The sequence below is a fragment of the Pontibacter mangrovi genome (genome assembly GCF_006385705.1).
GTDB lineage: Bacteria > Bacteroidota > Bacteroidia > Cytophagales > Hymenobacteraceae > Pontibacter > Pontibacter mangrovi.
The window spans coordinates 346,218-363,700 of the sequence record NZ_VFRQ01000006.1; the positions used below are offsets into that span (position 1 = coordinate 346,218).

At 55.6% G+C, this 17,483-nt stretch carries 15 protein-coding genes; 7 read left to right on the forward strand and 8 right to left on the reverse strand.

All coding sequences use genetic code 11. The annotated features are described in order from the left end of the window. Nucleotides 1-19: 19 nt before the first annotated feature. The 3 genes from FJM65_RS13375 to FJM65_RS13380 all read right to left on the reverse strand — a co-directional run bounded on the left by FJM65_RS13375 (nucleotide 20) and on the right by FJM65_RS13380 (nucleotide 2,327). Nucleotides 20-796 carry a TIGR03915 family putative DNA repair protein gene (locus FJM65_RS13375; protein WP_140622033.1) on the reverse strand — a complete coding sequence of 259 codons (777 nt, stop codon included), beginning with the start codon at nucleotides 794-796 and terminating at the stop codon, nucleotides 20-22. A 37-nt stretch (nucleotides 797-833) separates the two neighbouring features. Next, nucleotides 834-965 carry a hypothetical protein gene (locus tag FJM65_RS21640; protein WP_262710943.1) on the reverse strand — a complete coding sequence of 44 codons (132 nt, stop codon included), beginning with the start codon at nucleotides 963-965 and terminating at the stop codon, nucleotides 834-836. A gap of 96 nt (nucleotides 966-1,061) precedes the next feature. Further along, nucleotides 1,062-2,327, reverse strand: coding sequence for a putative DNA modification/repair radical SAM protein (locus FJM65_RS13380; RefSeq protein ID WP_140622083.1), 1,266 nt, complete (start codon nucleotides 2,325-2,327; stop codon nucleotides 1,062-1,064). Between the two features lie 258 nt (nucleotides 2,328-2,585). On the opposite strand from FJM65_RS13380, the gene FJM65_RS13385 reads away from it, so the two are divergent. After that, nucleotides 2,586-4,490, forward strand: a complete 1,905-nt coding sequence (locus FJM65_RS13385) for a BamA/TamA family outer membrane protein (protein WP_140622034.1) — start codon at nucleotides 2,586-2,588, stop codon at nucleotides 4,488-4,490. A gap of 75 nt (nucleotides 4,491-4,565) precedes the next feature. Then, nucleotides 4,566-5,171 (forward strand): Dps family protein, encoded by a 606-nt coding sequence (locus FJM65_RS13390; protein ID WP_140622035.1) that lies wholly within the window; start codon nucleotides 4,566-4,568, stop codon nucleotides 5,169-5,171. Between the two features lie 58 nt (nucleotides 5,172-5,229). On the opposite strand, the gene FJM65_RS13395 is transcribed toward FJM65_RS13390, so the two are convergent. Further along, complete coding sequence (locus FJM65_RS13395) at nucleotides 5,230-5,535, reverse strand: hypothetical protein (RefSeq protein ID WP_181163715.1); 306 nt, start codon at nucleotides 5,533-5,535, stop codon at nucleotides 5,230-5,232. A 948-nt stretch (nucleotides 5,536-6,483) separates the two neighbouring features. Here FJM65_RS13395 and FJM65_RS13400 point away from each other — a divergent pair. From FJM65_RS13400 to FJM65_RS13420, 5 genes are all read left to right on the forward strand, one after another. Then, nucleotides 6,484-7,326 carry a CvfB family protein gene (locus FJM65_RS13400; protein WP_140622037.1) on the forward strand — a complete coding sequence of 281 codons (843 nt, stop codon included), beginning with the start codon at nucleotides 6,484-6,486 and terminating at the stop codon, nucleotides 7,324-7,326. 94 nt (nucleotides 7,327-7,420) lie between these two features. Then, on the forward strand, nucleotides 7,421-9,928 hold the full coding sequence (locus FJM65_RS13405; protein ID WP_140622038.1) for a DUF5916 domain-containing protein: 2,508 nt from the start codon (nucleotides 7,421-7,423) through the stop codon (nucleotides 9,926-9,928). Between the two features lie 11 nt (nucleotides 9,929-9,939). Beyond that, nucleotides 9,940-10,605, forward strand: coding sequence for an NAD(P)H-binding protein (locus tag FJM65_RS13410; RefSeq protein WP_140622039.1), 666 nt, complete (start codon nucleotides 9,940-9,942; stop codon nucleotides 10,603-10,605). Between the two features lie 48 nt (nucleotides 10,606-10,653). Beyond that, nucleotides 10,654-11,442, forward strand: a complete 789-nt coding sequence (locus tag FJM65_RS13415; RefSeq protein ID WP_140622040.1) for an SAM-dependent methyltransferase — start codon at nucleotides 10,654-10,656, stop codon at nucleotides 11,440-11,442. Nucleotides 11,443-11,553: 111 nt separating this feature from the next. Further along, the gene (locus FJM65_RS13420; RefSeq protein ID WP_140622041.1) at nucleotides 11,554-12,045 is read left to right on the forward strand and encodes a hypothetical protein; all 492 of its coding nucleotides are present in this window, start codon (nucleotides 11,554-11,556) and stop codon (nucleotides 12,043-12,045) included. 82 nt (nucleotides 12,046-12,127) lie between these two features. On the opposite strand, the gene FJM65_RS13425 is transcribed toward FJM65_RS13420, so the two are convergent. The 4 genes from FJM65_RS13425 to rimK all read right to left on the reverse strand — a co-directional run bounded on the left by FJM65_RS13425 (nucleotide 12,128) and on the right by rimK (nucleotide 17,476). Then, the gene (locus FJM65_RS13425) at nucleotides 12,128-13,099 is read right to left on the reverse strand and encodes a DUF4249 family protein (protein WP_140622042.1); all 972 of its coding nucleotides are present in this window, start codon (nucleotides 13,097-13,099) and stop codon (nucleotides 12,128-12,130) included. A gap of 2 nt (nucleotides 13,100-13,101) precedes the next feature. After that, nucleotides 13,102-15,471, reverse strand: coding sequence for a TonB-dependent receptor (locus FJM65_RS13430; protein ID WP_140622043.1), 2,370 nt, complete (start codon nucleotides 15,469-15,471; stop codon nucleotides 13,102-13,104). A gap of 159 nt (nucleotides 15,472-15,630) precedes the next feature. Continuing rightward, nucleotides 15,631-16,572 carry a succinylglutamate desuccinylase/aspartoacylase family protein gene (locus FJM65_RS13435; protein ID WP_140622044.1) on the reverse strand — a complete coding sequence of 314 codons (942 nt, stop codon included), beginning with the start codon at nucleotides 16,570-16,572 and terminating at the stop codon, nucleotides 15,631-15,633. A 1-nt stretch (nucleotide 16,573) separates the two neighbouring features. Beyond that, nucleotides 16,574-17,476, reverse strand: coding sequence for a 30S ribosomal protein S6--L-glutamate ligase (rimK, locus tag FJM65_RS13440; protein ID WP_140622045.1), 903 nt, complete (start codon nucleotides 17,474-17,476; stop codon nucleotides 16,574-16,576). Nucleotides 17,477-17,483 lie beyond the last annotated feature (7 nt).

Below are 17,483 nucleotides of genomic sequence, written 5' to 3' on the forward strand. Positions count from 1 at the left end.
CCTGCCATAAAAGAAGCTCTCAACGCAACTGCCGGGGCTGCTTTTCAGACAAATATTTCCAGTAGCGGCGGGGAATGTGGCGCAAGTGCAGCTTTGGGTTTCTGCGTTCGGGTATGTTCACGTTGTCGAAGTATACTTGCCACAGCTGCTGGTATACATCCTCGTCTGCATCTTTAACTTCCGGGGCCAGTGAAGTAGGGCGCTGGTGAGGCGGCAGGTCCAGGTTCACGAGCGATACCTGGCGCAGGTCGTAGTAGGCGCCGTAGCGGCGGTTGGTATCATAAATGGCCCAGCGCTGGTCGGCGTAGCGCCGCTCGAAGTGGCGCACGATCAGCGGCAGCACGTTAAAATCCGGGGAGATGGTGGCAAAGTATAAACCGTCGGCTGTCTTCTGGAATCGCACGAAAGCCTCCATGCGGTGCTTCTCGCGGTGCACCTGCTTGGCAGCCTGCTGCACCTGCAGCACACAGGGGGCCGCATAGTTGCCCTCTATATTCTGCTCCGAGCTAAAAGCCAGCCTGATGTAGTCGAAGATGATTTGCTCGAAGCCCGGCTGCTCCCACAGGTACGTATGGTAAAGCGCCTGCTGCGCGTTTATACTTAGCTTTTTCTGCAGGCCCTGCCACACCCGGGCGGTTTTCTGCTCCTCTGTCACCACCGCTATGTTTTCGCCAAACATGCCGGGCTGCGCCAGGTGCTCCTGGGCAATGCTGGTAGGCCAGGCCTTTCGCTCGTATGCCTCAAACACTAGCGTCAGCAGCCCCTCAAAAGTGCCGTCGTAAGTATAAAAGTGCATGTGCTAAAGTATACATGGAGACAGATGGCAGGCTGTGTTATTTATTCGCGCTGCGAGCTTTGTCGGCTGTGTCGGCCTGGGCGCGCGCCGAGAGGCTCTGCAGCTGCGGCACCAGCATGTTCAGTTTGCAGTACAGCGATACGCGGGCAACTTTCTGATTCTTTCTCATGATGAACACTTTCTTAGGTTGGATTGCTTTGGAAGTATAACTTGGTACTATGGATTTCTTTTTTCGCTCTGTCATGTCTCTTCCTTCCCCTCTGTTTTAACCTACCTGCTTAAACAGGTCCAGCTGCTGCGTGAGCAGGGCGCTGCGCACCGAACCCTCGCCAAACAATATCTTTCTGCGTATCAGCTCCGACTCAAAATCCTGGCGCTGCAGGCTCTTGGTTTGGCAGGTGATAAAATATTTCGCCCGCTTCAGCACCACGCCCATCTGCCGCAGGTGCTCAAAACTCAGCTGCGTAAACCTTCTGGCCGACACGATTTTCTGCGCGCTCTTGATGCCGATGCCCGGCACCCGCAGGATCAGCTCATAGTCTGCCGTGTTCACCTCCACCGGAAACGCATGGCGGTTGCGCAGCGCCCAGCCCAGTTTCGGGTCTATTTCCAGGTCCAGGTGCGGGTGCTGCTCATCCACGATCTCTTTTGCGTCGAAGCCATAGAAGCGCATGAGCCAATCGGCCTGGTAAATGCGGTTCTCGCGGATAATGGGCGGCTCCGTGATGATCGGCAAACGGTTGTCGCTGCTGATGGGCACATAGCCGGAGTAGTACACGCGCTTCAGGCTAAAGTCTTTGTAGAGCTGGCTGGAGAGCTGCAGGATCTGGTGATCGTTCTCGGCCGAGGCGCCCACAATCAGCTGCGTGCTCTGCCCGGCCGGCGCAAAACCCGGTGCCGACTTAAACAGCTTCTTCTCCTCCTTTGCCTGCACCAGCTGCTGCTTGATGCTGCCCATCGGCTCCAGCACCTCCTTGTAGTTCTTCTCCGGCGCCAGCTGCTGCAGGCTCATTTCGGAGGGCAGCTCTATGTTCACGCTCAGCCTGTCGGCATACAGTCCCGCCTCTTTTATCAGCTCCTCGCTGGCTCCAGGTATGGTCTTCAGGTGGATGCAGCCGTTGAACTTGTGCTCCTGCCGCAGCTTTTTGGCCACCCGCACCAGCCGTTCCATGGTATAATCGGCATTTTTAAAAATGCCCGAGCTCAGGAACAGCCCCTCAATGTAGTTGCGGCGGTAGAAGTTGATCGTCAGGTCCACTACCTCCTGCACCGTAAAGGCGGCGCGCTTCACGTCGTTGCTTCTGCGTGTCACGCAGTAGGCGCAGTCGTAGATGCAGTGGTTGGTCAGTAGGATCTTCAGCAGCGATACGCAGCGGCCGTCCTCGGTGTAGCTATGGCAGATGCCCATGCCCTCGGCGTTGCCCAGGCCTTTGTTCTCGTTCTTGCGCTTTCCACCGCTCGACGAGCAGGAAACATCATACTTGGCTGCATCTGCTAAAATACTTAGCTTTTCAATCAATCTGCTTTCCATGACCCTGACATCCTGTACTTTCAACGACATAAAGGTAAGCCTTCTAAATTAGCATAGCCAATTTTTTTAGCATTTATTTATCCACAGCTTTGTCTACACTTCGTGAATAACTAAAAACATTAGCACGCGTTTTATGCTTGCACTGCCTGCACCGCGGCTCCAAATGTCCATTTTTTAGCTGCAGCCCCACTTATGGCTGCAGAAAGCGTTATATTAGAAGGCCGAAACCACACCCATATTTCTCTGGCTGCTATACCTATGCCTTACATGCACCCTATCCTGAAATCTCTGCCGCTGGCATGCCTGCTGTGCATGGCGCTGCTATGCGCCAGAACCAGCCGGGCACAGGTGCAGCCACAGGATACCACGCGCAAACAGCAGCAGGGCCTACCGCAAACCGATACTACCAACCAGGACTTCAACACCCGCATCATCGAGAACCTGAAGCAGATGTCGGAGCGCAAAACCATTATGGGCAAGCTGCTGAAGGCCCTGCTGGATTTTGACACGCCAGAAGAGGAAGTATATGGGATGGACGCGGAGCTGATCCGCAGAGAGTATGAACTGCACAACTTCAAAGTGGTGCGCCGGATCGATATCCTGACCCTGGACCCGTTTGGCTACTCAATTAACGACACCGCGCGGGTGCCTGACAATTTCTTTGAGAAAGCCGGTAACTCGCTGCACGTAAAAACAGGCCGGGGCGAGGTGCGCAACAAGCTGCTCTTCCGCAAAAACCAGCCGCTGGAGCCACTGGCGCTGATGGAGTCGGAGCGTCTGCTGCGCCAGACCAGGCACATCCTGGACGCGCGCATCATCGTGAACGAGGAAACCACCACCAACGACAGCGTAGACGTGTTTGTGATTACCCGCGACGTGTTCAGCCTGGGGGGCTCCGGCTCCTTCTCCCCCTCCTCGGGCAAAGGCCGCGTTACGGTGCGGGAGCTTAACTTCCTGGGGCAGGGCCACCAGATAGAGGGCACCTACAAGTTCAACCTCGACCGCCCCCGCCCCTGGGAGGCAGCGGGCTATTATACCGTGGATAACATTGGCCGGACCTATGTTTCGGCGGACGTGGCCTACGTGGACGAGAACTACTACAAGGAAAAAAGCCTGTTTCTGCACCGCGATTTCTTTACCCTGAACACCAAGTATGCCGGCGCCGTGGGAGCCAGCTGGATAGAAGACCGTGTCCTTTTCCCCTCAGTGCCCGAAGATACCGTGCCGCGCTACGGCAATGTGCGCTATACCCGGCAGGATGCCTGGCTGGGCCGCTCCCTCAAGTTTAAGAGCTATAACCTGGGCTATGAGCCCCGCGGCCGCGTTATACTTGGCGCGCGCGTAATCAACACCAACTACACCCTCACCCCTACCGAGAATTTCCAGAGCAACATCCTGATGCTGGGCAGTGTGGGCTACAGCATCCGGAAGTACTACAAAGACCGCTTCGTGTTTGGCTTTGGCCGCACCGAGGATATACCAGTGGGCACGCTTTTCTCAGTAACGGGGGGCTACCAGGACGGCAACATCTGGGACCGCAGGTATGTCGCCAGCTCGCTGTCTTTTGCCAAGTATGGCCCGGCTTTCGGCTACCTGTACAGCAGAGTGGGCTACGGCACTTTTATCCGGGACGACCGTTGGGAACAGGGCGTGCTGGACCTGGAGACCATGTACTTTACGCGGCTGGGCGAGTGGGGAAACTGGAAGCTGCGGCACTACCTGCTGGGGCGCGGCACCTTTGGCATCAACCGCTACCCCGAAGAGCTGCTGTCCATCAACAACGGCAACGGCGTGCGGGGCTTCCGGTCGGACTTGGTACGGGGCACGCGGCGCGTTTCCTTTAACTATGAGGCCAACCTGTTCACGCCGCTCTCGCTCCTGGGCTTTCGGCTGGCCACCTTTGTGTACGCCGACCTGGCCTGGCTTTCTTACGGCAACCAAAGCTCGCCTTTCAAGGAGAAACCGTACCGCAGCTATGGCCTCGGCTTCAGGTTCCGCAACGAGTTCCTGTCCTTCAGCACCATACAGGTAACCTTTGGCTATTACCCGCAGCTCCCGCCCAACAGCAACATGCGCGATTTTAGGCTGTACGAGTCCTCGGCGCCGTTCTACGACTTCAGCAATTTCCAGTTTAGCCGCCCCGGCGTGGCCGAGTTTTACTAAATCTCCTGTATCCTTTTGCCCCCTTTGCCTGTTTATAGGATGGTAAAAACCCTAAAAAGAAACACATACCACACTATGAAAAAGGTAAGAGAGAAGAATGAGTATGAAGGAAACCCGGTAGGGCTGTCGAAAGAAACTGCTACGGCCATGGCCAAAGAGCTGGACCGCCACCTGGCCTCCTTCATTGTACTATACCATCAGTACCACAAGCACCACTGGCTGGTGGAGGGCCCGCAGTTCCGCGACCTGCACCTCTTTTTTGAGGACCACTACAACGAGATCCACATGCAGTACGACACCATTGCCGAGCGCCTGACCGTGATGGGCTACTGCCCTACCTGCCACCCGGCCAACCAACTGAAGATTGCTTACCTGGAGCACGAGGAGGAGGGCGAGTTCCGCATCCGCGAAATGCTGGAGAAAGACATGGAGGACGAGAAAACCATTGCCGTGGAGCTACGCAAATCCATTAAAAAGGCTTTTGAAATGGAGGACTTCGCCACAAAGTCGCTGCTGGAGGGCATCCTGCTGAAGACGGAGGACCGTTGCCACCATATCGAGCACTTCCTGGGCGAAGACGGCCTTTCTATCGGCCTTATCGCAAAGCCCGGTGATATTATGTCGGAGGACGGCGAGGCAGAGGAGTCTAAGGCCAAATCAAAGAAAAAAGCAAAGGCGTAACGCTGCCTGCACAAGTATAATCTTTAAACCCCGGTGGCACTGGCTGCCGGGGTTTTGTTTACTCTACTTTCTGATAGATCAGTTTTCCTGTGCCTACCCTATACTCCCTGAACTTACCGTCTTCAAAGTACAGAACAAGCAAACCGTCATCTGTTAAAGTATAAGTTTTAACCGAGGAAAGCCTGATCAAGTATAAATCCACATCCCATTTTTTCTGAATATCATTTATCTGATAAGGATAATCTGAGATCGCTTTTATACTTGTAACCGCTCCATTCTTCTTGAACCTATACTTGCCCCAGTACCAGCCAGGCTCCTCAGCAGAATCTATGGTCCCATCAAGGCGACTTCTGCTTTTCAGCACAAGTTTAAACGCAGTTGGCTCCTGTATACTTCTCTTGCTAACCCCGCTTATTTGAATAACCTCAACAAGTTGCCAGGTGCCTCTGAGGTTGTCGGTATGCTGTGCCAAGGAGTTGTAACAGCACCACATGAAAATACAAAGTATAAGCAGCGCCTTCTTCATTTCACAATATATGCATTAATTCGCTGCTGCGGATATTGGTCTTTGTTTCTGCGGACGATTAACCCACCCCTAGAGAGCTACGCTCGCTAGCTCAAAACTCCCGTTTTGGCTAGTCCAGAGGAGGGGAATTACGCAGTACCGGGTCCAACCACCCCTGCCCCTCCTTAGCTAAGGAGGGGAATTCTGCTGAAGCTCCGTCAGCCGCGGCTATCGAAACTGATCCCAGCCTTTGGGTGGGGGTAGGGGCCCTCGACAAGAGCGCCTTCTAGATTTCCGGTGCCGCCTTGGCGGCGTTGCGACGTTAGGAGCAAAGGAAATGTAGACAGCGCGATGCCAAAGGACGAGGCCCCCCGGCCTTGAGGGAGCCAAAGTATGAAATGCAACTATAGGCTTGTAAGACTGAGGATGAACAGAAGCTAGAAATGATAGCTTATTTCGAGTTGCAGCAACAAGCGGCTATGAAGTATAAAAGCACGAGCTGCAAGCCTGCGCCAGCATTGAGGCTGGAGGATCAGCAGAGACTAGTAAGTATAGCTTGTATCACAAGCTATAAATAGCGGCGGCTAAAGTATAATAGGCACCCCGAAAGCCTTCGGGGCGCCTGAAGAGTATACCACTCCTTCCCATATCTCAATATAAAATAACCAGCTCATACTTATACTTTTGCGCAAACACATCTATAATACCTAATTATCTATTGTTGTAACTTTCAGGGCCGCCTGCTTTTTAGTAGATTTGTAGAGAGGAGTGCAGCCTCTGCAGAAAACACCTCGTAATCAATAAAACATGGTAGATTTAGGCAATTACAACGAGCTGGAGATAGCGCGAGAAGTAGACTTTGGCGTATACTTAACCTCCGAGGACGGAGATATTCTGCTGCCGGGCAAATATTTACCCGAAGGCGCAAAAGTGGGCGACAAACTGCGCGTGTTCGTATACCGCGACTCCGAAGACCGGATAATTGCCACTACCCTGGAGCCGTACGCCACTGTGGGCCAGTTTGCCTGCCTCACCTGCACCGACGTGACGCCCTTTGGCGCCTTTTTGGACTGGGGCTTGGAGAAGGACCTGCTCGTGCCGCTCAACAACCAGAAAAACAAAATGCAGGTAGGTAATAAGTACTGCGTGTACGTTTACCTGGATGATTCCTCGGACCGCGTGGTAGCCACGACCAAACTGGGCAAGTTCCTTTACAACGACGACATCCGCCTGAACGAAGGCGACGAGGTGCAGCTGCTGGTAGCAGGCTTTACTGACATTGGCATTAAAGTCATCATCAACGGCGAGTACATGGGTATACTTTATAAGAATGAAGTGTTCCAGGACCTGCACATCGGCGACAAGGCCACCGGCTACATAAAGCTCATCCGCCCAGACAACAAGATAGACGTGACGCTGCGCAAGCCCGGCACGAACCAACTGGAGGAGAAAGACGAGGCGGCCGACAAGATCCTGCGCCTGCTGCAGCAAGGCAGCGGCTGGATGCCCCTCTCCGACAGCAGCTCGCCGGAGGATATTTACCAAACGCTGGGTATGAGCAAGAAAACCTTTAAGCGCGCCATCGGCGGCTTGTACAAAGCCGGCAAAATTACGATTGAGCCAGACAATATCAGGTTGCGGAAGGACTAACCTGCCGTAGCCAGCATAACATACGCACCCTTTTAGTACTGACGTTCTCACTTTAAAACATACCGCGCCCCCACAAGGCACGGCTCTTTGACATATGCTTACTAAACTTTTACCCATCGCACTGCTGCTTGGCCTCTGTGCCGGAAACGCGGTGGCCGACGACTACACAGACACAGAGACAACAAAAAGCAAGGCCGGTAAAACCACCAAGGCGCTGCGCACGCAGGCTACCCCGGTGCTGGACGGCTACCTGGAGCCCGAAGTATGGCAGCAGGTAAAGCCTGCCCGCAACTTCTACCGCTACGACCCGCTCAACGGCAAGCCCTCCTCACAGGAGACCGAAGTGTACATGCTTTATGATAACGAAGCTGTATACATCGGTGCCATCCTGCACGACACCGCCCCCGACTCCGTGCTAACGCAGCTGGGCGGACGCGACTCCGGCGAGAATAACTCCGACATGTTTGGGGTATACCTTGATACGTACCACGACAAGCAGAACGCCTTTGCCTTCCTGGTGTCAGCGGCGGGCGTGCAGACCGATATCAAGCACTCGCAGAGCGGCGAAGACTGGAACTGGGATGCCGTTTGGGAGAGCAGCGTGCGCACACACGCCGAAGGCTGGACAGTAGAGATGCGCATCCCCTACAGCGCTATCCGTTTTCCGGAGGCTGAGGTGCAGACCTGGGGTGTAAACTTTATGCGCGTCATCCGCCGAAACCGCGAAAAATCCTTCTGGAGCCATGTAGACAACTCGGAGAGTGGCCTGATAAACCAGGAGGGCCGCGTGATTGGCATAGAGGGCGTAAAAGCGCCGGTGAGGCTCCAGTTCATGCCCTACGTGTCGGGTTACGTAAACCACTACCCTAGCCAGGACGGCGAGAGCGACGCCAAAGACTTTAGCCACTCCATTAACGGCGGCATGGACGTAAAGTATGGCATCAACGATGCCTTCACGCTGGACGTCACCCTGATCCCGGATTTTGGCCAAACGCAGTCGGATAACCAGGTGCTGAACCTGGGTCCGTTTGAGGTGCGCTACAGCGAGAACCGCCAGTTCTTTACCGAGGGCACGGAGCTGTTTAACAAAGCGGGGCTTTTCTACTCACGCCGCATCGGGGCAAGGCCTGTGGGCTATGCCGATGTGGAGGAGCAGTTAGAGGAGGGCGAAGAAATCACCCGCAACCCTACAGTTACGCAGCTGCTGAACGCCGCCAAAGTATCCGGCAGAACGCGCCGTGGGCTGGGCATTGGCCTGTTCAACGCCTTTACCGGCAACTCCTACGCCACTGTGCAAGACTCCCTGGGCCAAAGTCGCGAAGTACTGACGGATCCGTTCACGAACTATAACGTGTTTGTGCTGGACCAGACGCTGCCGCGCAACTCATACGTAACCTTTACCAACACCAACGTAACCCGCGCCAACGGCTATTACGACGCCAACGTGACGGGCCTGCGCATGCGCTTCGCCGATAAGCGCAACATGTTTGCACTTACTACAGGCGGCAACCTGAGCCAGCTTTACGGCAAAAGCGAGGACGGTGGCGTGGAGCTGGGGCATCAGTATTTCGTGAACCTGAGCAAGATAAGCGGCAACCTGCGCCTGGGGCTGAACCATAATGTAGAGTCCAACACCTACGACATCAACGACCTGGGCTTCCTGAGCAACAACAACGAGGTGAGCACCAGCGCCAGCGTCAGCTACAACTTTTACCAGCCTGTCTGGAAGTTCCTGTCCTGGAACAACAGCTTTAGCATAGGGCACAGCATGCTGTATAAGCCTAACAAGTTCATCGCCCTGGACCTGAGCGCCAGCTCCAGCGTGCGCTTCCGTAACTTTACCAGCATGTGGATGGGCGTAAGCGTGCGCCCCGGCGAGCGCTACGACTATTTTGAGGCCCGCACCTTTCCGCAGGTGTTCGTGCAGCCGCCGGCCGTCAGCTCCAACATCGGCGTCAGCTCCGACTACCGCAAGCGATTTGCCCTGGATGCCGGCGCCAGCTTTTGGCGCGCCCGCCGCTACGACCAGAACAGCTGGTCTTTCAGCCTGACGCCTCGCTTCCGGGTGAACGACAAGTTCTCTATCGTGAACGGCAACAGCTACAGTATTAACAAGCGCAACCTGGGCTTTGCCGATAAGTATGAGGGCCCGGCGCAGGACACGCACATCCTGTTCGGAGACCGCACCCTTGCCACTGTCAGCTCCACCATCAGCAGCGCCTACATCTTTAACGAGCGCTCCGGCCTTACGCTGAACATGCGCCACTACTGGTCGAGGGCGGCTTACCAGGAGTTTTTTGAGTTGAACAAGCAAGGGCTGCTGCAGCCCACCACGGCGGAGCAGGAGGCTTATACTTCCGAAATCAGCGACATCAATTACAACACCTTTACCATGGATTTGGTGTACAGCTGGCGCTTTGCCCCGGGCAGTGAGCTGCGGGTGGTTTGGAAGAATTTTGTTGAGGACAGAGGCAGCGAGATAGAGAACCGCTACTTCGATAACCTGACCAACACCTTCGATGTGCCGCAGAACAACAATTTCTCTGTTAAACTTTTATACTTTATAGACTATATATCGCTTAAGAACGTATTTTCTGCATAAGAAAAAACCTTATGCAAAAAGTAAGAACCGCACTGATCGTCGGGGCCAGCGGACTGGTGGGTGGGCACCTGCTCTCTCTCCTGCTCAGGAGCGAGCGCTATAGTCAGGTTATCTCGGTTGGCAGGCACGAGCTGCCGCTTATCCACCCCAAGCTGGACCAGCAGGTGATCGACTTCGACAAGATGAAGGACTACGCCGCCGACCTGGTGGCAGATGATGTTTTCTGCTGCCTGGGCACCACCATCAAAAAGGCCGGCTCCAAGGAGAAGTTCTACAAAGTAGACCATACCTACATTACCCAACTGGCCGAGATCACAGCCCGCAAAGGCGCCATGCAGTTTCTGGTGGTGTCGGCGATGGGCGCCGACGCAGGCTCCATGTTTTTTTACAACAAGGTTAAAGGCCAGATGGAGCGCGATGTGCAGCAACAGCCTTTCAACAGCATCCACATCTTCAGGCCCTCTTTGTTGCTGGGCGAGCGCGAGGAAAAGCGCGCCGGGGAGGAGCTGGCAGCCAAGGTGCTGAAGCCCTTAAGCGCTGTGTTTATTGGGCCGCTGGAGAGGTATAAGCCCATCGAGGCCGAGACGGTGGCCCGTGCCATGCTGGCCGCCGCCAAAGCCGAGAAGCCCGGCAAGCATATTCACCCGTCCAACCAGATCGCCCGCCTGGGCAGCTAACTTTTGCCGCTCGCGGTGCGTAAGCTGCAACTCAGCTAAGTATACACAATGGTACCGCAACAACCCTTACTGCAGGCCTTCCCGAAGGCGATGCGCTACGACCCCAATTGGGTGCGTCGCCACTCCATGGGCGAAAACGTGCTTTTTAACCTGGAGAGCCTGACTAAATCGCTGCAACTGAAGCCGGGCATGCGTGTGCTGGATTTGGGCTGCGGCAAGGCCATCAGCTCTATTTTCCTGGCCAAAGAGTTTGGCGTTACGGTGTACGCCGTAGACGAGGCCGTGTCGGCCAGCGACAATTACCGCCGCATTTGCCGCGAGCGCTGCGAAGGCAAAGTAATTCCGCTGGAGGCCGATGCCCGTGCCCTGCCTTTTGCCCAGGAGTATTTTGATGCCGTGATCGTGGTGGATTCTTATACATACTTTGGCACCGACGAGAAATACCTGCCCTACATTGCCCGCTTTATAAAACCCGACGGCTGCATTGCCATCGTGGATGTGTGCTTTACAGAAGAAATAGAGTCGCCGGAACAAGTGCCCGAGTTTCTGCGGGAGGATTACCAGAACTACTGGTACTTCATCCATTCGGTAAGCTGGTGGCAAAAGCTCTGGGAGAAAACGGGCTTGGTGCATATAGAGGCTGCCCAGGAACTGGAGGAGGCCGAACTCGTGCGGGAGCACTACGTCAGGGATTTTGAGGAGGCGGAGCAGCCCGATCCCTTTGCCAAGGCCTTGCAGCATGACAAACAGGGATTTATCTCCTTCTTCAAGATGATTGGCCGCCGCACCCGCAAAACGGCGTATCTGCAGGATTACAAAGAAGAAGGTAAAAAGTAGGGCACCCTATACAAAAACGGCGCTACACTCCGTTAGAAATTGTAATTTCGCGGCAGCCATGGCATCGTGTAGGCCATAGCCGCACTAAAATCTTTCAACTTAACCAAAGTAATGAGAACTTTTACAAAACTGACCATCGCACTGGCCTTTGTACTGTTTGCCGCCCTTGGGGCACAGGCCCAGAGTGGCTACTCCACAGGTATCGGTTTGCGCGGCGGCGCCGCCTCCGGCCTTACGGTAAAGCACTTTATTAAGAGCGATGCCGCTATTGAGGGCATCCTGAGCACCAGCTTTAAGTACAGAGGCACCGTTATTACGGTGTTGTACGAGAAGCACGCGCAGGCTTTTAACACCAGCGGCCTGCAGTGGTACTACGGCCTGGGCGGCCATATCGGCTTCTGGGACGGCCACGACTACTACGACCACGGCCACAGACACTACGACGACAACGTGGTAGGCGTGGGCATCGACGGTATACTTGGCCTGGAGTACTACATCCGCGACATTCCGTTTACCATTGGCGCCGATATCAAGCCATACTTAAACATCCCCCGCGGCGGCGGCTTCTGGGATACGGCCCTGCACGTGCGCTACGTGTTTTAAGCCAGCGCATCCGTACAAAGTATATAAAGAGCGACCCCGCTAAAGTATAGCGGGGCCGCTCTTTTTATACCTGGCTGCCATACTATAGGTCTAACACAACTCGGGTAACCGTTAACCCTCCGAGCGCGCCATAGCCGTTCTTCACGTTGCTGTACACATTACTGTATTCCGCAAAGGGATTATCGCCCATCCGGCTCTGCGCCGCCCTTGTCTTCTGAAAAAGGTATTCGTCTCGGTTTAGCTGATGCACCTGCACCTCCAGGTGCTTCACCGGCACCAACTCACCTTTTTGGTTATACCCCTTGTCGGGCAACGAGAGGTCCGTGGCAAAGTTGATTATACCGGAAGGGTACAGCTCATCTGAAAACACCATGTTGAGGGCTGCTTTCTCCGAATCCCCGATATCAATCACATTGTCATCTCTAATCGTTGTCGCTGAATAGCCTGTCTGGTGATAGGCGCTATCGAGAGCGTATACCATTACTTTATAGTAATTCTCTTTGCCTACCTCGTCGTGGATGGTTAGCTGCAGGTGCCCCTCCAGCATACCCATGTAGTAATCTTCGCCGGAGGATTCACTTTTGGTAAAGCGCGCATCGGTAGCTGTGGCGGCAGCAGGCAGTGTGGTGGTCGCCTCGATGGCCTCAAAGCCCGGTGCTTCTGCGCGCAGAGTATAGGTGTGGCCGCTATGGGGACGATAGCCCTGCGTAGGGGTATAGATGCCCCAGTCCGGCCGGTACCAGGACATGGTATCAACGCCAATATGCTCATACTGCTCCACAAGCTGCCCCTCTTCGTCGTAAAGCCCCACGGTGGCATTGGCTACGGCCTCCAGCTCCTTGCCATCCAGCACGCCCTGGCTTCTGCCTATAAACACTCTGTCCTCATCATAAAAGCCGGCAGGCGTCTCGCCGGAGTCGTCGAGGGTGAAGCGCATGGTGAGCTTTGGCGTGTGCGGCGGGATATCCACCTCCTGCACCATCTCGCAGCCCACCAACAGCAGGCACAGCAGGCCACAAAGCAGTCTATACTTCATGCGGTTATACTTTTCCATAACTAGAACTTAAAGCTTTTGGTGAAGGATGGGATGATCGGGAAGAGCGCCACCTGCCGGTAGGTGCTCTCATCGCTGTCGCGGCCGCGGCCATAGTACATGTAGAAGGGGTTTTGGCGGCTGTAGGCGTTGTAGAGGCTAAAGGTGTTCACTACCTGCCCCCAGCTTTTCTCCTTTGTCTTGCTGAAGCCCAGGTCCAGGCGGTGATAGGCGCGCATACGGTAGCCGTTCCGAGAGCCATAGTTATCCACCACATTGTACTCACCCACCATGTAGCGCGATTCTGACAGCGTCACCGAATTGCCCGTGCCATATACCCAGGTCCCGGACAGATTCCAGCCGTTGTTCAGCTTGTGGAACAGCGCCACCGATATATCGTGACGGCGGTCGTAGCGGTAAGGGAATTTTGCGCCGTAGTTGAGCTCGGCAAACTGCCGGTTGGACCACGACAACGTATAGCCCACCCAGCCGCTGGTGTTGCCGACCTTCTTTTGCAGGAAAATCTCCGCACCATAGGCCCAGCCCTTGCCGGCGGTCACCTTGTTCTCCCAGTTGTTGCTGACGGTGGTGGTAAAATCGGAGCCCTCTTTATACTCGATGATGCCTTTCATGGTCTTGTAGTAGCCCTCCACGCTCACCTCGTACTGCCCGTCCAGGATGGTTTGTGCCGCGCCGATGGCTACCTGGCTGGCCCGCTGCGGCTCCACCACCTTCGTTGCCGGCACCCACAGGTCGGTGGGCAGACCGATGCCGCTGTTGGTGAGCAGGTGGATGAACTGGCTTGTTTTGGCGTAGGATGCTTTTAGCGCCAGTTTGTTGTTTAGCAGGTAGCGCGCCGCCACGCGGGGCTCCAGCGAAGTATAGGTTTCGCCGGCCACCAAAAATCCGGTAAAGCGGGCACCCACATTCACCTTCAGCTTCTCCGACAGCCGCACATCGTCCTCCACATACACCGCCGCCTCGTTGGCCACCGTTCTGGAGCCTTCCTCTAACTCATTGCGCACCTGCCCGTCGTCCACGTCCTTCATGTGCAGCGCCCCCGGCCGGAACTGGTGCGTCACTGCCTGCGCCCCGAAGCGCACATAATGATTCGGGTTAGGCAGGTAGTCAAAATCGCTCTTTATGCTATAGTCGCGGATGTTGGACAGGTAAAGCAGGTTGTACTTACTCATGCTTGTGCCGCCGGAACCACTGCGCTCCGACTCGTTCTGCATCCCGATATCGAACTGGTAACGGCTGTAGGTGGCCGTGGTATTCAGGAACAGGCGGTTGTTCAGGATGCGGTTCCAGCGCAGGCTAAGGGTATTATTGCCCCAGTCCAGGTTTGCTTTGTCTTCGCTGTAGTAGCTGTCCTTGCTATAGCTGCGGTCCCACACATAGCGCGAGTGGAACCTGTCGAGGCCGGTGTAGAAGCTCAGGTAGAGCCGGTCCTTAGAGGTGATGTTGTAGTTGAGCTTAGCATTGAAGTCGTGGAAAAAGTAACCGACCACGCCCCGATCCTTCTTCATGAACGGGCGCGCCAGCACATCGGCGTAGGTACGGCGCGCAGACACGATAAACGAGGCTGTGTCTTTCTTGATAGGCCCCTCCAGCGTCAGCCTGGAAGCGATCAGGCCCACAGAGCCCTCTCCCCTGAACTCGTTCATGTTGCCTTCTTTCATGCTGATATCGAGTACCGAGGACAGCCTGCCGCCGTAGCGCGCCGGAAAGCCGCCTTTCACCAGCTCCACATGGTTAAGCGCATCGGCATTGAACACCGAGAAGAAGCCAAACAGGTGCGTGGCATTGTACACCGGCGCTCCGTCGAGCAGGATCAGGTTCTGGTCAGGGCCGCCGCCGCGCACGTACAGGCCGCTGGCCCCCTCCGTACCCGACTGCACCCCCGGCAGCAGCTGCAGCGTTTTGATCACATCCACCTCGCCCAGCAGGGCCGGCACCGCCTTCAGCTGCTCTATCGGCACCGAAATCGTGCTCATGCGGGTGGTCTCTTCTATCTTCTCCTGCTTTGTGGCTACTACCTCCACAGTCGCCAGGCTGTTGCTGGGGCTCAGGGTGAATATATGGGAAACATCCTGCGAGAGCTGCAGCGGAAAGGCTTGCCGCCCGTAGCCGACGTAGGAGGCAACCAGCGCGACAGAATCACCTGCGGAAAGGGAGAGGCTATAGAAACCATAACTGTTGGTGGAGGTGCCCTTGCCGGAGCGGAGGTCATACACGGCCGCGCCGATCAGGTTTTCGCCGGTGTCGGCATCGCGCACGTAGCCGCTGATGGTATGGCGCTGCTGGGCAAAGGCTGCAGAGGCGAAGCATAAAAGAAAAAAGCAGCACAGCACCTGCAGGAGCCTATACGTGCCGGGGTAAGTTTGTTTCATATAGTAGAAATTGGGTTAGCAATGCACTTCTACTCATGAAGATAAGATTTTTCCAAGTATAGTTGCAATAGAGTATAACTATATTTCGATCTACCTGGCAAAAAGAAGGGCTACCATACCTGGCAGCCCTTCCTCCTATTCTGTTACAATGTTGCAGCACTAAAAGGCAATATGCAGCAGCGCATCGCCCTGGTTTACCACGGGCATATTGTTAAGCCCAACCACATAGCCAGTGGCAGGTGCGTTTAGCCGCACCTCCATTTCGCCGTAAGGGTCGGTAATCGTGCCTACTTGCTGGTTCTTCTTCACGTAGTCTCCTATGCTGATGCTGGTGCGCCACAGCCCCGCGTTTTTGGCCCGCAGCCAGATGTCCTTCATGCAGAACACGGTGGGTTCTGTTGCCTCCGTACAGCCGGCCATCATGCCCAGATGGTGCAGCACGCGGCAAGTACCCTCTATGCCCAGGTTAATGCCTTTCTCATCAAAGCGCAGGCTCTCGCCTGTCTCGTACACAAGTATGGATTTGCCCAACTTACCGGCCTCTTTGCGCAGCGAGCCCTGGCGGTATGGCGCGTTCATTACAAAGGGCGGTGCAAAAGCCTTTGCCAGCTCTTCGTTTCGATGCTCGCCCAGCACGCAGCGGATCTGCGGATAGTTGGCCCGGCTGGAGCCGCCGGTATGGAAGTCGAGGCCGTAGTCTACGTACGGCAGCACCTCTTTCATAAAGCGGTGCGCCACGCGGCTGGCCAGCGATCCGTCGCGGTTGCCCGGAAAGCTGCGGTTCACGTCCTTTCCGTCCGGCACCTCCCTGGAGAAGTTCAGGAAGCCGTAGATGTTGAGCACCGGCACGGCAATAATGGTACCTTTAAGCGGGTAGAGCAGCTTTTTAGTGAGCATCCTGCGGATGATCTCCGTGCCGTTTACCTCGTCGCCGTGCATGCCGGCCATCAGCAGCACTACCGGCCCGTCGTGCACCGACCTGAAAACATAAACAGGGATCTCGATAACGGTGCCGCTGGGCAGCTTGCTGATCACGAGTTTGGTGAGCACCTTTTCACCGCGGTCTATACTTTTTCCGTTGATAACGATTGTCTCGGGCATGCTACTCCTTTACCTTCTTCTTCGGCCGCTTCACCGCAAGCCCCTCCACATACTCTATAATCTTTCCGGCGATGTCTTTCTGCGTGGCCTTCTCGATGCCCTCCAGCCCCGGCGAGGAGTTTACTTCCAGAATCAGCGGCCCGCGCTTGGACTGCAGCATGTCTACGCCAGCCACGCCCAGGCCCAGCGACTTGGCGGCCAGCAGGGCAGCGGCTTTTTCCTGGCGCGAAAGCTTGATGAGCTCTGCCTTGCCGCCGCGGTGCAGGTTAGAGCGGAACTCGCCCTCCTTGCCCTGCCGCTTCATGGCTCCCACTACCTCACCGTTCACCACAAAGGCGCGGATATCCGCACCACCGGCCTCGGAGATAAACTCCTGCACAATAATGCGTGCCTTCAGGTTATGGAACGCCTCGATCACCGACTCGGCGGCTTTGCGCGTCTCGGCCAGCACTACGCCCAAGCCCTGCGTACCCTCCAGCAATTTGATTACCAGCGGGGCGCCGCCCACCTCTTTCACCAGCTCTGAGGTCTCTTTGGAGTAGTTTGTAAAGGCTGTTTTGGGCATGCCCAGCCCAGCGCGGCCCAGAATCTGCAGCGAGCGCAGCTTATCGCGGGAGCGCACTATGGCCTGCGAGTCTACGGCGCTTTTCACCTTCATCATCTCGAACTGGCGCACCACGGCCGTGCCGTAAAAGGTAACAGAGGCCCCGATACGCGGAATAACGGCATCGATATCCGTCAGGCGCTCTCCTTTGTAGAGGATGTGCGGGTCTCCCTGCTCTATCACGAGGTCACAGCGCAGGTGGTCTAAAATGATGGCCTCGTGCCCCCGCTGCTCCGCTGCCTCCACCAAACGGCGGGTAGAGTATAGCCTTGGGTTGCGGGAGAGAATAGCAATTTTCATAAATGCT

Excerpts from the sequence above, each read along its gene's own strand:
- FJM65_RS13375 (WP_140622033.1), bottom strand. The coding sequence starts at position 796 with ATGCACTTTTATACTTACGACGGCACTTTTGAGGGGCTGCTGACGCTA.
- FJM65_RS21640 (WP_262710943.1), bottom strand. The coding sequence starts at position 965 with ATGAGAAAGAATCAGAAAGTTGCCCGCGTATCGCTGTACTGCAAACTG.
- FJM65_RS13380 (WP_140622083.1), bottom strand. The coding sequence starts at position 2,327 with ATGGAAAGCAGATTGATTGAAAAGCTAAGTATTTTAGCAGATGCAGCC.
- FJM65_RS13385 (WP_140622034.1), top strand. The coding sequence starts at position 2,586 with ATGCCTTACATGCACCCTATCCTGAAATCTCTGCCGCTGGCATGCCTG.
- FJM65_RS13390 (WP_140622035.1), top strand. The coding sequence starts at position 4,566 with ATGAAAAAGGTAAGAGAGAAGAATGAGTATGAAGGAAACCCGGTAGGG.
- FJM65_RS13400 (WP_140622037.1), top strand. The coding sequence starts at position 6,484 with ATGGTAGATTTAGGCAATTACAACGAGCTGGAGATAGCGCGAGAAGTA.
- FJM65_RS13405 (WP_140622038.1), top strand. The coding sequence starts at position 7,421 with ATGCTTACTAAACTTTTACCCATCGCACTGCTGCTTGGCCTCTGTGCC.
- FJM65_RS13410 (WP_140622039.1), top strand. The coding sequence starts at position 9,940 with ATGCAAAAAGTAAGAACCGCACTGATCGTCGGGGCCAGCGGACTGGTG.
- FJM65_RS13415 (WP_140622040.1), top strand. The coding sequence starts at position 10,654 with ATGGTACCGCAACAACCCTTACTGCAGGCCTTCCCGAAGGCGATGCGC.
- FJM65_RS13420 (WP_140622041.1), top strand. The coding sequence starts at position 11,554 with ATGAGAACTTTTACAAAACTGACCATCGCACTGGCCTTTGTACTGTTT.
- FJM65_RS13425 (WP_140622042.1), bottom strand. The coding sequence starts at position 13,099 with ATGGAAAAGTATAACCGCATGAAGTATAGACTGCTTTGTGGCCTGCTG.
- FJM65_RS13430 (WP_140622043.1), bottom strand. The coding sequence starts at position 15,471 with ATGAAACAAACTTACCCCGGCACGTATAGGCTCCTGCAGGTGCTGTGC.
- FJM65_RS13435 (WP_140622044.1), bottom strand. The coding sequence starts at position 16,572 with ATGCCCGAGACAATCGTTATCAACGGAAAAAGTATAGACCGCGGTGAA.
- rimK (WP_140622045.1), bottom strand. The coding sequence starts at position 17,476 with ATGAAAATTGCTATTCTCTCCCGCAACCCAAGGCTATACTCTACCCGC.